This window comes from Mammaliicoccus sp. P-M59 (assembly GCF_022386135.1).
Classification (GTDB): Bacteria; Bacillota; Bacilli; order Staphylococcales; family Staphylococcaceae; genus Mammaliicoccus; species Mammaliicoccus sciuri_A.
In genome coordinates, this window is record NZ_JAJNJJ010000007.1 from 190,809 (window position 1) to 204,751 (window position 13,943).

The window sequence follows — 13,943 nt, forward strand, 5'->3', positions numbered from 1 at the left end:
ACACCCTATGTACTATAATTGCAAGAGGTTTAACTTAAAAAAGATACAATCGTTTGCATGTAAAGGCTTTCTTTTAAAAATAAATAGTTTATATTCTCGTGAATTATTAATGCAATCGTTTGCATAAAATTGTTGACTTTTTAACTTTTTACACATATGATAAATCTATATTAAGTTTTGAAAGCGATTACAATTATGGAGGGTTTATCTATGGCTGAAATGAAATTAGAGAATATAAAGAAGACTTACGACAAAGGTAATACTGTAGTACATGATTTTAACTTACATATTAAAGATAAAGAGTTTATTGTTTTCGTTGGTCCATCAGGGTGTGGAAAGTCAACAACTTTGAGAATGATCGCAGGATTAGAAGACATTACATCAGGAAATTTTTTTATTGATGATCGAAGAATGAATGATGTCGCACCAAAAGATAGAGATATCGCAATGGTCTTTCAAAATTATGCTTTATACCCACATATGACAGTATATGACAATATGGCATTTGGACTTAAACTACGAAAAATGAATAAAAAAGAAATAGATAAAAGGGTTCAATACGCAGCTGAAATTCTTGGATTGAAGGAATATTTACCAAGAAAGCCTAAAGCTTTATCAGGTGGTCAAAGACAAAGGGTTGCATTAGGTCGAGCAATTGTAAGGGATGCGAAAGTATTCTTAATGGACGAACCTTTATCTAATTTAGACGCGAAATTAAGAGTTCAAATGAGAACAGAAATATTAAAGTTGCATGAACGTTTACAAACTACAACGATTTATGTCACACATGACCAAACAGAAGCTTTAACGATGGCAACACGTATTGTTGTCTTAAAAGATGGCGATATTATGCAAATAGGTACACCACGTGAAGTATATGACGCACCAGAAAATGAATTTGTTGCACAATTTATTGGATCACCAGCAATGAATATTTTTAACGCAAAAGTTAATAAAGACGAATTAGTGATTGGCAATCAAGTGATTAAATTAAATGAAAGTAAAGCACGCATGCTTAATCATAATGGCTATGATGGCAAGACGATACGATTCGGTATTCGACCAGAAGATATTCATGATGAACCTGTATTTATTAATGCTAATAAAGATGTAACTTTCAAGACTAAAGTACTTGTTAGTGAATTATTAGGTTCTGAAATTATGATTCATGGATTATTTAACGATGAAGAAATTTGTGCCAAGTTAGATGCTAGAACAGTCATTCATCCAAATGATGAAATTGAGCTCGCTTTAGATTTAAATAAATGTCACTTCTTTGATAAAGAAACTGGAGAGAAAATTAAAAATTAATTGATTGAGTGAATTAACAATTAATGAAAGAAGGGGATTAGATGAAACATTTACTAAAAATTTGCTCAATATTACTCGTGACATTATTGCTTGCAAGTTGTGGTCCTAATCGAACACAAGAAGATATTGATAAAGCACTGAATGATGATGAAAAAACAGCCAAACCTAAGTCACTTACGATGTGGGTAGATGGCGATAGACAAATGGCTTTTTATAAGAAAGTAACAGAAGATTATACAAAAAAGACAGGTATTAAAGTCATTCTTAAAAATACAGCTCAAGATGACCAAGTAGATAACTTATCGCTTGATGGTCCTTCAGGTAATGGACCTGACTTATTCTTCCAACCGCATGACCGTGCAGGAGATGCTTATTTACAAGGATTAGCGGCAGAAATTGATTTTACAGATGAAGAATTAAAAGGTTATTCCAAAGAAGCATTACAAGCTTTAAATTATGAAGGTAAACAGTTAGCATTACCCGTTATCGTAGAATCAACGGCTGTTGTCTATAACAAGAAACTTGTTAAGACACCACCAAAGACGATGGATGATGTTGAAAAAATCGCAAAAGATGTAACGGACAAAGATAAAAAGCAATATGGATTTATGTTTGATGCAAAAAACTTCTACTTTAATTATCCATTTTTATTCTCACAAGGCGGATACATATTTAAAGAAGAAAAAGATGGATTTAATACAAATGATGTTGCTGTAAATGATCCATCTGTCGTGAAAAATGGAGAGAGATTACAATCTTGGTATGACAAAGGTTATATTACGAAGTCAGCTAATCAAGATGTTATTGTAGGACTGTTTAAAGAAGGTAAAGTAGGCATGTTTGTAACAGGTCCTTGGCAAACGAATGAGTTTAAAGAAGCACTTGGCGATGATTTCGGAACTGCAACTTTCCCAACTGATAATGGTAAAGAAATGAAACCATTCTTAGGGGTAAGAGGTTGGTTTATATCCGAATATAGCGAAGAGAAGTACTGGGCTAAAAACTTAATGCTGTATTTAACAAATAAAGATAATATGCAGAAATATACAGATGAAATGCAAGAAATTACAGGTCGTACAGACGTTTCTTCTAAAAATGAATTATTAAAGCCATATGAAGAACAAGCTCAAAATGCCATTCCAATGCCAAACATTCCAGAGATGAGTCAAGTATGGGATCCGATGGGAAATGCAGCGACATTTATATCCAACGGTAAAGACCCTAAAGAAGCGCTTGATGAAGCAAAAAACGGTATTGATGAACAAGTAGAAATTATGAATGCATCTAAAAAATAAAAGAAGGTGTGAAAATGAGAAATCCAAAATTAGCTGCCATACTATCGATTATTCCAGGTATTGGCCAATTCTATAATAAAAGATATATAAAAGGTAGTATTTTTATCGTATTTTTTATTAGTTTCATTTCAGTATTTTATCAATTTATGAATATTGGGTTCTGGGGATTATTCACTTTAGGTACAGTGCCTAAACTAGATGATTCAAGGGTTCTATTAGCACAAGGTATCATTTCGTTATTATTAATTGCATTTGCGATCACTTTATATGTCGTGAATATTATAGATGCTTATCGTAATGCAGATCAATATAATAAAGGATTTGAAATTAAAGATCGTAAAGGTCGAATGACGGCGACATGGGATAAGACTTTCCCATATTTATTAATATCACCGGGTATCTTTTTATTAATATTTGTTGTCGTATTTCCACTTTTATTCATGTGTTTTTTAGCTTTTACAAATTACAATTTGTATAATGCACCACCTAGACATTTATTAGAATGGGTAGGGTTTGATAACTTCAAATCATTAGTTACAGTACCTATTTGGAAGACAACATTCTTTAACGTATTAACTTGGACGATTGTTTGGACTTTAGTAGCGACTACTTTACAAATCGCGTTAGCGTTATTACTCGCTATTATTGTTAATCATCCACTTATTAGATTTAAAAAGCTTATTAGAACAGTATTAATCTTACCTTGGGCAGTTCCATCGTTCGTGACAATATTAATCTTTGCGGCCATTTTTAATGATGATTTTGGTTCGATTAATAATGATATCCTACAACCATTATTCGGCATTGCACCAGCTTGGTTAAATGATCCATTCTGGGCAAAGGTTGCTTTAATCTTAATTCAAGTTTGGCTTGGATTCCCATTCGTATTTGCTTTATTCACTGGTGTTCTACAAAGTATTTCATCAGATTGGTATGAAGCGGCAGATATGGACGGCGCATCAAGTTGGCAAAAATTTAGAAATATTACGTTTCCACATATTTTATTTGCGACTGCACCATTACTAATTATGCAATACGCAGGAAACTTTAATAACTTTAATTTAATTTACTTATTTAATAAAGGTGGTCCACCTGTTTCTGGTCAGAATGCAGGTAGTACAGATATCTTAATTTCATGGGTTTATCGATTAACATTTGATATGCAAAATTATAATATGGCTGCAACGATTTCATTAATTATCGGTGTGTTTATTGCCATTATTGCATTCTTACAATTTAGAAAGACAAGTACTTTTAAAGATGAGGGGGATATTTAATGAATAAGAAGAATAAAAATATATTAAGAGCGATTATCATGTATGGCATTTTGATTATTATGTTTATTATCATTATTTATCCATTACTGTGGACTTTAGGGTTATCACTGAACTCAGGTTCCAATCTTTATGGTTCTTCGATGATACCGAAAGATGCATCTTTGAAAAATTATATTTATTTACTAACTGATCCTTCAAGTGACTACCTTACTTGGTATAAGAATACTTTAATCGTGGCGACGGCTAATGCATTATTTTCAGTGATCTTTGTTGGTTTAACTTCATATGCATTTTCAAGATATCGTTTTGTCGGTAGAAAATACGGACTGATTGCATTTTTAATTTTACAAATGTTCCCTGTATTGATGGCAATGGTAGCAATTTATATCTTATTAAATACAATAGGCTTATTAGATTCACTATTCGGTCTTACGTTAATTTATATAGGTGGTTCCATTCCGATGAATGCTTTCTTAGTAAAAGGATATTTCGATACAATTCCTAAAGAATTAGATGAATCTGCTAAAATAGATGGTGCAGGACATATGAGAATATTTTTCACAATTATGTTACCGTTAGCTAAACCGATTCTAGCAGTTGTTGCATTATTTAATTTTATGGGACCATTTATGGACTTTATTTTGCCAAGAATTTTATTAAGAAGTCCTGAAAAATACACACTAGCAGTCGGATTATTTAATTTTATAAATGATAAATTCGGAAACAACTTTACAGTATTTGCTGCCGGGGCAATGATGATTGCAATACCAATTTCTATCGTATTCTTATTATTACAAAGATACTTAGTGACTGGTTTAACGGCAGGTGCTACAAAAGGATAATAAAGGAGTGATCTCGTGGTTACAATAAAAGATGTTGCGAAAGAAGCAAATGTTGCACCATCAACAGTATCAAGAGTGATTAGTGGGCATAAAAGTATAAGTGAAAAGACATCAAAGAAAGTAAAAGCTGTGATGAAGCAATTGGGCTATCAACCTAATATTGCCGCGAGAACACTTGTAACACAAAAATCTAAAACGATTGGTTTAATTTTAAAATCAGCTTCTAAAGAAATGACGCAAAATCCATTCTTTACAGATGTTCTGATGGGGATATCAATAGCCTGTAAACAAAGAGAATATTCAACGATTATGACAACGTCTGTTGAACAAGCTGACTTATTAGTTGAAGTAGAAAATCTCATTAAATCTAAATCGATAGATGGCTTTATTATGCTTTATTCAAAAGAGAATGATCCGGTTACACAACTACTCAAAAAATATCAATTTCCGTTTGTTGTTGTAGGTAAACAACTAGGCGAAAGAGAAATTATTCATATCGACAATGATAATGTCGAAGCAAGTCAAATGATTACAGAATTTATGATTGATAAAGGGCATGAGCATTTAGCTTTTATAGCTGAACCAGATTCATATGCTGTTGCATTAGACAGGATAGAAGGCTTTAAGAAAGCTTGCGATAAACATGGTATTAACCAATATGACATTTACCATGCAAATCCTAACAGAGATGAAATATTAGCAATCATTAAAGAAATGAAAGAAAGTGCGACTTTCCCTACAGCGATTATTACGTCAGATAGCATGATCAATATTAATTTATTAAGTGCATTATATGAACTTAATATAAGAGTGCCAGATGAAGTGATGACAGCAACTTTTAATGATTCATTTATTAATACTTTTGCTTCACCACCTCAAACGGTCGTAAATATTTATCCTGAACATTTAGGTGAGGAAGCGGGTATAGCTTTAATTAAACTGATTGAGAATCCTAATATTTTAAGAAAAAATACGATTATTCCAACAGATATAATAGAGAGAAAATCAACGATAAAATAAGAGGTGACTAAATGATGGAGGAACGAATTTGGTGGAAAGAAGCGGTATGTTATCAAGTTTATCCTAGAAGTTTTAATGATTCTAACAATGATGGTATTGGTGACATAAATGGTATTAGAGAAAAGTTAGATTACTTGAAAAATCTAGGTATAGATGTGATTTGGGTTTCACCAATATTTAAATCACCTAATGATGATAATGGCTATGATATTAGTGATTATCAAGATATTATGGATGAGTTTGGAACGATGGAAGACTTTGAATTACTTTTAAAAGAGACACACGATAAAGGTATGAAACTCATATTGGATTTAGTCATCAATCATACATCAGATGAACATCCTTGGTTTATCGAGTCTAAATCGAGTAAAGATAATCCTAAAAGAGATTGGTACATATGGCAAGAAGGTAAAGACGGCAAAGAGCCTAATAACTGGGGAAGTATATTCAACGGTTCAGCTTGGGAAAAAACTGAAGAAACTGATGAATACTACTTGCATATTTTCAGTAAAAAACAACCAGATTTAAATTGGGAGAATGAAGCGGTTCGCTCTGAATTATATAATATGATTAACTGGTGGTTTGATAAAGGCATCGATGGTTTCCGCGTAGATGCGATTACACATATTCAAAAATCATTTGAAGATGGGGACATACCAGTCGAACCAGGTGATGAGCAGTATAAAGCTGCATTTGAACGCTATACGAATAGACCAGGTATATTAAATCATTTACGTGAATTGAGAGATGAAACATTCAATAAATATGACATTATGACAGTAGGTGAAGCAAATGGTGTCAGTCCTGATGATGCGAATGATTGGGTAGGCTTTGATAATGGTATATTTAATATGATTTTTCAGTTTGAACATTTAGGATTATGGAATACTGAAGATAGTGGATTTGATGTTATTCAATATAAAAATATCATGTCTAAATGGCAAGACCAACTTGAAGGTGTGGGTTGGAATGCGCTATTTATCGAAAATCATGATCAACCAAGGCTCGTTTCAACTTGGGGAGATGATGAGCATTATTGGTATGAAAGCGCAACAAGTCATGCGACAAATTATTTCTTACAAAAAGGGACACCGTTTATTTATCAAGGACAAGAAATAGGGATGACGAACTATCCGTTTGAATCATTAGAAGATTTTAATGATGTTTCAGTTAAAAATGAAATTAAATTGAAAGAACAAAATGGCGAAGATACATCATCTTTATTAAATAATTTGAGTAAAGTAAATAGAGATAATTCTCGTACAATGATGCAGTGGGATAATCGTGCGTATGCAGGATTTTCAACAACAGAACCATGGTTCCACGTAAATCCAAATTACAAAACAATCAACGTAGCAGATCAGTTAGAAGATGAACATTCTGTATTAAATTATTATAAGCGCTTGATTCAATTGAAAAAAGATTACGACGTGTTTAATTACGGTAAATACGAACTAGTCGATAAAGATCATAAACAAATTTATAGTTATAAGCGCATATTAGATAACGAAGAAGTCATTATTATGAGTAACTTAACAGGCGAAAAAGCTACTATCACATATCCACTTAATTTAGAAAAAAGTAAGTTATTATTACACAACTATACAACGATAGAAGATACAAACATATTAGAACCATTTGAAACTAGAGTGTATCGAATAGAAGAATAAGAGTGGGAATCCGAGACAACAGGTTTTGTCTCGGATTTTTTATTTGTGTGTGGGAATGTAACGACCATAATTTGGAATAGTGGTAATAAGAATGCGCTAACGACCATAATTCGGAATAGTGGTAATAAGAACGTCCCCTCGTTAGGGACATTTCTCAGAATTCTGTCCGTAAGCACCACATACAAGCTCATTCTTAAATTATCATTTCTTATTAACTCATATTGTTAACGCTTACCTATCTAAACGTTTTATAATGGAATAGAAAACATAGAATTCAACGGGAGGTCATTATATGAAGAAATTAATGAATGAAAAAACAAACTTTGTAGCGGATATGCTTAAGGGAATCGAAGTGATGGATAACTCAGTTGAAATTATTAGCGACAATGTTGTCGTTCGTAAAAATGTTAAAAAGAGTGGTGTTGCTTTAGTTTCTGGTGGTGGATCTGGTCACGAACCTGCACATGCTGGTTATGTTGCTGAAGGTATGTTAGATGCAGCTGTATGTGGTGAAGTCTTTACTTCTCCTACACCAGATAAAATTCTCGAAGCGATTAAACATGTCGCGACTGATGAAGGTGTCTTATTAATCATTAAGAACTATGCCGGAGATGTTATGAACTTTGAAATGGCACAAGAGATGGCAGAAATGGAAGGTATTTCATGCCAATCAGTTATCGTACGTGATGATATTTCTATTGAAAATGAACAAGATAGAAGAGGTGTAGCGGGTACAGTTCTTGTACATAAGTATGCCGGCTATCTATCTGATAATGGATATAACTTAGCAGCTATTAAAGAAAAAGTAGAATCATTTATTGAAAATATTAGAACGATTGGAATGGCCATTTATCCTTGTTTAGTACCAACAACTGGTCAATACGGATTTGATTTAGATGATAATAAAATGGAGATTGGTATTGGTATTCATGGTGAACGTGGTATTTATCAAGAAAATATTGAAACAATCGATAAAATCATTAATCGTTTAATGCATGAACTTGAAAAGGAAGTTTCTGATAAATCATTAATTGTTATGATTAATGGTATGGGTGCGACACCTGATTCAGAGCTTGCAATCATCGCACATTATTTTAATGAATATGCAGAACAAAATGAATTAGAGGTTAAAAAATACTTTGTAGGCAATTATATGACTGCACTGGATATGCAAGGATTTTCTATTACATTAGTGCCTTATCAACAAGAAGTTGAAGAAGCATTTAATGCACCGACAGAAAGTAAATATTTTAAATAGGAGGCATTTTAAATGAACGCAGAAACATTGTTAAACAAACTTAAAGATTTAAGTCATACATTTGAACAAGAAGAACAAAATTTAACACAATTAGACAGAGCAATTGGTGATGGCGACCATGGTGTTAATATGTTACGCGGATTTAAAGCAGTAGACGAAAAAGTTACAGGAGATACAGTAAGTGATGTATTGAAATCTACAGGCATGACTTTAATGAGTTCAGTAGGTGGTGCATCAGGTCCATTGTATGGATTTAGCTTTGTTAAAATGGCAGGTCTAGATTATGACGAAATCAGTTCTGATAATTTATTAGAATATATCAATACTTTTAAAGATGCAGTTGCTGCTAGAGGTAAAGTAACAGGTGGCGAAAAAACAATGTATGATGTGTTGTTAAAAGCCTCAGATCATTTATCAAATGGGGATAAATTATCTGAGGATGTGTTACAACAGTTCGCTGAAGATACGAAAGATTTAGAAGCAACTAAAGGTAGAGCAGCCTATTTCAAAAAGGATTCTATTGGTCATATAGATCCTGGTGCTCAAAGTATGGTATATGTATTAAAAGCTTTAAGTGAGGATGTGTAAACATGGCGACAATAGGTATTATTAGTCATAGTAACGAAATCGCACAAGGTGTAAAAGCATTATTGGAACAAATGTCTCCAAGTGTTACAGTTATCGCAAAAGGCGGTACAAATGAAGGTGGAATCGGTACAAGTATTGATACGGTTAATGAAGTAATTGATGCATTAACAGAAGATGCATTGTTATTTTACGATATTGGTTCATCTGAAATGAATTTAGAAATGGCGTTAGACTTATATGACGGCGAACATAAATTGTACAAAGTAGATGGTCCAATTGTAGAAGGTGCATTTTTAGCAAGTGTATCTTTATCAACAGGTGCAACATTAGAAGAAGCAATGGAAAGTATTAAAAGAGAATTTCATCAATAATTTAAATTCTTTAAGATGAAATATATTTTAAATGATATAATTGCTCTACTAATGATTTTAACAAGGTGGAGAAAGAAGAATGAAGATATCGAACAAGAAATTATACGAAAAAGTTGCAGATGTCATCATATTAGATATTAATGAAGGTCGTTTGAAAATAGGAGACCGCTTACCATCTATAAAGGCTTTATCTGAAAGTTTTGGGGTAGGACAAGCAACGATTAGAGAAGCATTGAATGCGTTAAGAGCAATGGGATATGTAGAAATTAAACACGGGCAAGGGACTTTCATCGTTGAAAGAGAAGAAGTTTATTTTAATATCGAAGCAATTAATGGAGACGTTAAAGATATTGAAAATTTACTAGAAGTCCGTAAAATTGTTGAAGTCGGTGTATCAAGACTTGCAGCTGAAAAAAGAACGGATGATGACTTGCATGCTATTGAATCTGCATTAAAAGATATGAAACAAGCCATTCAAGACAATGAATTAGGAGAAGCTTCTGATTTGAAATTTCATTTAGCTGTAGTAGAAGCGGCTAAAAATGATATGCTTAAACAATTATTGTTAAATGTATCTGAAATTATGAGACATACAATGAAAGAAACAAGAAGGATTTATTTATATACGAAAAGTAAATCAATCGAGAAGTTATATAACGAGCATAAAGAAATTTTTGAAGCTATTAAATCTCAAAATGCAGAGCTTGCGCAACATAAGATGGCATTTCATTTAGAAGAAGTGGAAAAAGTTGTACTTAGTAATATTAAAAAAACAGAACAATAATACTTGATAATCATAACTGCTATTAATGTCTAACTTAGACATGATAGCAGTTTTTTATTTTATGCAAAATTAAAAGCGATAAGCTTCAGGAGGCTTATCGCTTTAGGGTATGTAACCCCATCCGTTCCATTTCATAATCATATATAAAGACTTCTTACAGTTAATAATAAATTGCATGATGTCTATTCGAAAATGAAGTACATTTATTACAACTTATCATCTGTATACTTAGTATAAGGTCAACGGTGCACTTTATCAATGTTAATTCTTAAAAAAAGATGCCAAATTTACACTTAAATGCGATTTAAAATTTTAAATAAAGACTTGTTATCAAAACATTTGTAAAATTATCAGAACCTTCAAAAAATAAACACAGTTTGATATACTGTTTTTAATTTACTGATGGGAGGATAATATATGAATCAAACAAAAGAAAAAGTTTCAATCATTAATAGATTTCTAAATTTAATAGAAAGAGCAGGAAATAGACTGCCCGATCCGAGTATACTATTTTTCTTCTTATGTGCAGCGTTAATATTTCTGTCTTGGTTTATTTCATTATTTCACATAAATGTGGAAAGTCCTGCAACTGGGAAGACTGTAGAAGTTACAAATTTAATTTCTAGAGAAGGTTTTGGAAAAAATTATTAGTGAATCTATCACGAATTTTTCAGAGTTTCCTGCGTTAGGCTTAGTCCTTGCTGTTATGTTAGGTATAGGTGTTGCTGAGAAGACGGGTTATTTTGATAAGTTAATGATCCAAGTTGTTCAAAAAGCACCAAGAAAAATTATCGTACCCATTATTATATTTGTAGGTATTATCGGTAATGCTGCAGGAGATGCAGCACCAGTTGTCTTACCGCCATTAACAGCGTTAGTATTTATAAAGTTAGGTTATCATCCGATTGCTGGACTTGCGATGGCTTATGCCTCAGCACTAGGTGCATTTGCTGCGAACGTTACGTTAGGTATGAGTGATGCGTTAGTATATGCGTTTACGAAACCAGCAGCTGAAATCATTGATAAAGACATCAGTTTAAATGTAGCAATGAACTGGTATTTTATTGCAGCATCAACAATCATCTTATTACCAGCAATTTATTATGTCAGTATGAAAGTCGTTATTCCACGTTTAGGTACATACAAACCTGATGAAGGTTCTGAGGATCAAAGTGATGATAATGAAATTAGTGCAAAAGAAAGTAAAGCATTGAAATTTGCGAATATTAGTTTCTTTATTGTTGTAGCGTTATTACTTGCTTTAGCAATTCCTGAAAATGGATGGTTAAGAAATCCAAAGACAGGTAGTTTAATTGATAAAGCACCATTGATGGATGGTGTAGGTATCATTATATTAGTTATCTTTTTCGTGCCTGGTTTTGTATATGGTATTCTTTCAGGGAAAATCTCAAATACAAAAGATTTAGGAAAAATGTTATCAGATTCCATGTCCACAATGGGTAGCTTTATCGTTATTGTATTCTTTGCAGCTCAACTTTTAGCATATTTAGAATGGAGTAATCTAGGTATTGTCATTTCTGTAAAAGGTGCAGAATTATTGCAAGGTCAAAATGGCGTCATCTTGATTATAGGGTTTATCATTCTAAGTAGTCTAATCAACCTGTTAATCGGAAGTGCGTCAGCTAAATGGGCAATATTGGCACCAATCTTTATACCAATGTTTATGTTATTAGGCTATCATCCAGCATTTACACAAATGGTTTATCGTATCGGAGACTCTATTACAAATCCGATTACACCAATGATGCCATACTTACCATTATTACTTTCATATGCTCAAAAGTATGATAAAAATATGAAACTAGGTACATTGATTTCAAGTTTAATGCCATATTCAATTGTGTTAGGAATCGTTTGGCCGTTATTCATGATTATTTGGTTCTTACTGGGCTTTCCATTAGGACCAGGTGGAGATATTCATTTGAATAAATAGTATTATACATTTTAATAATTATAAAATTATTAATAGTTATAAATTCAATCTATCTGTGTTATGAGTATTCCACAATATAGTGTCGTTATGGTACAATCACCATTGGTACATTAAAACGATTATAAAAATAAGCGGTATACAATATATAACAACAATTAGAAAAGGATGATTGAATGTCTCCATTAATTTTAAAGCCTGTATTCAAAGAACGTATATGGGGTGGTAGAAATTTAGAAAATATGGGATATAACCTGCCTGAAGGACGAATCGGTGAATGTTGGGGGATATCTGCACATGTAAATGGGCCAAACGAAATCGCAAATGGTCCATATAAAGGACAAACTTTAGATGAAGTTTGGTTAAATCACCCAGAACTTTTCGGTAATCCTACAGAAGAAAAGTTCCCATTATTAACTAAGATTCTTGATGCAAATGACCAACTATCTGTACAAGTACATCCTGATGATACATATGCACATGAACATGAAAATGGTGAATTTGGTAAGACAGAATGTTGGTATATTATAGATGCTAAAGAAGATGCAGAAATTATATATGGTACATATGCAAATACAAAACAACAATTAGAAGAATTTATTCAGAACGAAGATTGGGATCATTTATTTAAACGCGTAAAAGTAGAAAAAGGCGACTTCTTCTATGTACCTAGTGGAACAGTTCACGCAATAGGTAGCGGTATTATGATTCTAGAAACACAACAAAATTCTGATACAACTTATAGAATTTATGATTATGACAGAATTGATAAAGACGGCAAGAAAAGAGAACTACATTTAGATAAGAGTATCGACGTTATAACTGTCGGTGCACAAAGTCCAAATGTACCACCTAAAAAAATTGATGATGAAGACCAAAAAGGGACATTATTAATCGAAAGCGAATTCTTTACAGTTGCTAAGTGGGAAATTAGTGGGACATTTAATTTTAGAAAACCTAGAGATTATTGCTTAGTAAGTGTGATAGCTGGAAGCGGAGAAATCATTACAGATGGTAATGTATTTGAAGTAGAAAAAGGCGATCATTTAATCATGACAGCAGATGATTTAGATAATCACATAAATGGTGAATTAGAAGTCATCATTAGTTATGTGTAGATTGGGGTCTATCAAATGAAAAAATTTCTATATTTATCATTAGTATGTGCAGTTATTGCAGGATTAGGTTTGTTTTTCGGAATGCCTAAGTATCCAACGCCAGTCATTCCATTTATCATTGCGTTAATTGGTTTAATACTTGCAATCTCTACATTAAAAGACAAAGACATATCAGCAGGACTCAAAATAGGCGGCATATTAGTCAATCTTATGCCATGCTTAGCAGGGTTATCGTTGATCGTATAAAGCATAATAAATCAACAGTAGAAATTCTGTAAAAGAATTTCTACTGTTTTTATGTATGATAGGGTAATATCGCACGAAGACTCGGAGATATCGTGCGCTAGGGTACAAAATAAGGGTGTAACGCACGAAGACTCGGAGATATCGTGCGCTAGGGTACAAAATAAGGGTGTAACGCACGAAGACTCGGAGATATCGTGCGCTAGGGTACAAAA

At 32.7% G+C, this 13,943-nt stretch carries 12 protein-coding genes and 1 pseudogene; all 13 read left to right on the plus strand.

Annotation, left to right across the window (positions count from 1 at the left end):
- The first annotated feature begins 210 nt into the window (after positions 1-210).
- The 13 genes and pseudogenes from LQ617_RS12140 (at position 211) to LQ617_RS12200 (ending at position 13,731) form a co-directional block, all read left to right on the plus strand.
- Positions 211-1,311: an ABC transporter ATP-binding protein gene (locus LQ617_RS12140; protein ID WP_239740472.1), complete on the plus strand. Its 1,101-nt coding sequence runs from the start codon at positions 211-213 to the stop codon at positions 1,309-1,311.
- A gap of 41 nt (positions 1,312-1,352) precedes the next feature.
- On the plus strand, positions 1,353-2,606 hold the full coding sequence (locus tag LQ617_RS12145; protein WP_126477238.1) for an extracellular solute-binding protein: 1,254 nt from the start codon (positions 1,353-1,355) through the stop codon (positions 2,604-2,606).
- A gap of 8 nt (positions 2,607-2,614) precedes the next feature.
- Positions 2,615-3,883 (plus strand): sugar ABC transporter permease, encoded by a 1,269-nt coding sequence (locus tag LQ617_RS12150; RefSeq protein ID WP_107609238.1) that lies wholly within the window; start codon positions 2,615-2,617, stop codon positions 3,881-3,883.
- Positions 3,883-4,725: a sugar ABC transporter permease gene (locus LQ617_RS12155; RefSeq protein ID WP_025906438.1), complete on the plus strand. Its 843-nt coding sequence runs from the start codon at positions 3,883-3,885 to the stop codon at positions 4,723-4,725. The genes LQ617_RS12150 and LQ617_RS12155 overlap by 1 nt, the downstream gene beginning before the upstream one ends.
- 15 nt (positions 4,726-4,740) lie before the next feature.
- A complete protein-coding gene (locus LQ617_RS12160; RefSeq protein ID WP_126477239.1) occupies positions 4,741-5,745 on the plus strand; it encodes a LacI family DNA-binding transcriptional regulator in 1,005 nt (334 codons plus the stop codon).
- Between the two features lie 14 nt (positions 5,746-5,759).
- Positions 5,760-7,415, plus strand: a complete 1,656-nt coding sequence (locus LQ617_RS12165; RefSeq protein ID WP_239740477.1) for an alpha-glucosidase — start codon at positions 5,760-5,762, stop codon at positions 7,413-7,415.
- Between the two features lie 292 nt (positions 7,416-7,707).
- On the plus strand, positions 7,708-8,673 hold the full coding sequence (dhaK, locus tag LQ617_RS12170; RefSeq protein ID WP_075578131.1) for a dihydroxyacetone kinase subunit DhaK: 966 nt from the start codon (positions 7,708-7,710) through the stop codon (positions 8,671-8,673).
- A gap of 12 nt (positions 8,674-8,685) precedes the next feature.
- Positions 8,686-9,261 (plus strand): dihydroxyacetone kinase subunit DhaL, encoded by a 576-nt coding sequence (gene dhaL, locus LQ617_RS12175; RefSeq protein ID WP_037588993.1) that lies wholly within the window; start codon positions 8,686-8,688, stop codon positions 9,259-9,261.
- Between the two features lie 2 nt (positions 9,262-9,263).
- Complete coding sequence (gene dhaM, locus LQ617_RS12180) at positions 9,264-9,632, plus strand: dihydroxyacetone kinase phosphoryl donor subunit DhaM (protein ID WP_037588992.1); 369 nt, start codon at positions 9,264-9,266, stop codon at positions 9,630-9,632.
- 79 nt (positions 9,633-9,711) lie between these two features.
- Positions 9,712-10,416, plus strand: a complete 705-nt coding sequence (locus LQ617_RS12185; RefSeq protein WP_025906426.1) for a FadR/GntR family transcriptional regulator — start codon at positions 9,712-9,714, stop codon at positions 10,414-10,416.
- A gap of 417 nt (positions 10,417-10,833) precedes the next feature.
- Positions 10,834-12,370, plus strand: a pseudogene (locus LQ617_RS12190) (AbgT family transporter).
- A 173-nt stretch (positions 12,371-12,543) separates the two neighbouring features.
- Entirely contained in the window at positions 12,544-13,485 is a 942-nt protein-coding gene (gene manA / locus LQ617_RS12195) for a mannose-6-phosphate isomerase, class I (protein WP_025906422.1), read from the plus strand.
- A 15-nt stretch (positions 13,486-13,500) separates the two neighbouring features.
- Entirely contained in the window at positions 13,501-13,731 is a 231-nt protein-coding gene (locus tag LQ617_RS12200; protein WP_048541014.1) for a hypothetical protein, read from the plus strand.
- The last annotated feature ends 212 nt before the right edge of the window (positions 13,732-13,943 follow it).

Excerpts from the sequence above, each read along its gene's own strand:
- manA (WP_025906422.1), top strand. The coding sequence starts at position 12,544 with ATGTCTCCATTAATTTTAAAGCCTGTATTCAAAGAACGTATATGGGGT.
- dhaL (WP_037588993.1), top strand. The coding sequence starts at position 8,686 with ATGAACGCAGAAACATTGTTAAACAAACTTAAAGATTTAAGTCATACA.
- LQ617_RS12165 (WP_239740477.1), top strand. The coding sequence starts at position 5,760 with ATGGAGGAACGAATTTGGTGGAAAGAAGCGGTATGTTATCAAGTTTAT.
- LQ617_RS12140 (WP_239740472.1), top strand. The coding sequence starts at position 211 with ATGGCTGAAATGAAATTAGAGAATATAAAGAAGACTTACGACAAAGGT.
- dhaM (WP_037588992.1), top strand. The coding sequence starts at position 9,264 with ATGGCGACAATAGGTATTATTAGTCATAGTAACGAAATCGCACAAGGT.
- LQ617_RS12145 (WP_126477238.1), top strand. The coding sequence starts at position 1,353 with ATGAAACATTTACTAAAAATTTGCTCAATATTACTCGTGACATTATTG.
- LQ617_RS12155 (WP_025906438.1), top strand. The coding sequence starts at position 3,883 with ATGAATAAGAAGAATAAAAATATATTAAGAGCGATTATCATGTATGGC.
- dhaK (WP_075578131.1), top strand. The coding sequence starts at position 7,708 with ATGAAGAAATTAATGAATGAAAAAACAAACTTTGTAGCGGATATGCTT.
- LQ617_RS12200 (WP_048541014.1), top strand. The coding sequence starts at position 13,501 with ATGAAAAAATTTCTATATTTATCATTAGTATGTGCAGTTATTGCAGGA.
- LQ617_RS12185 (WP_025906426.1), top strand. The coding sequence starts at position 9,712 with ATGAAGATATCGAACAAGAAATTATACGAAAAAGTTGCAGATGTCATC.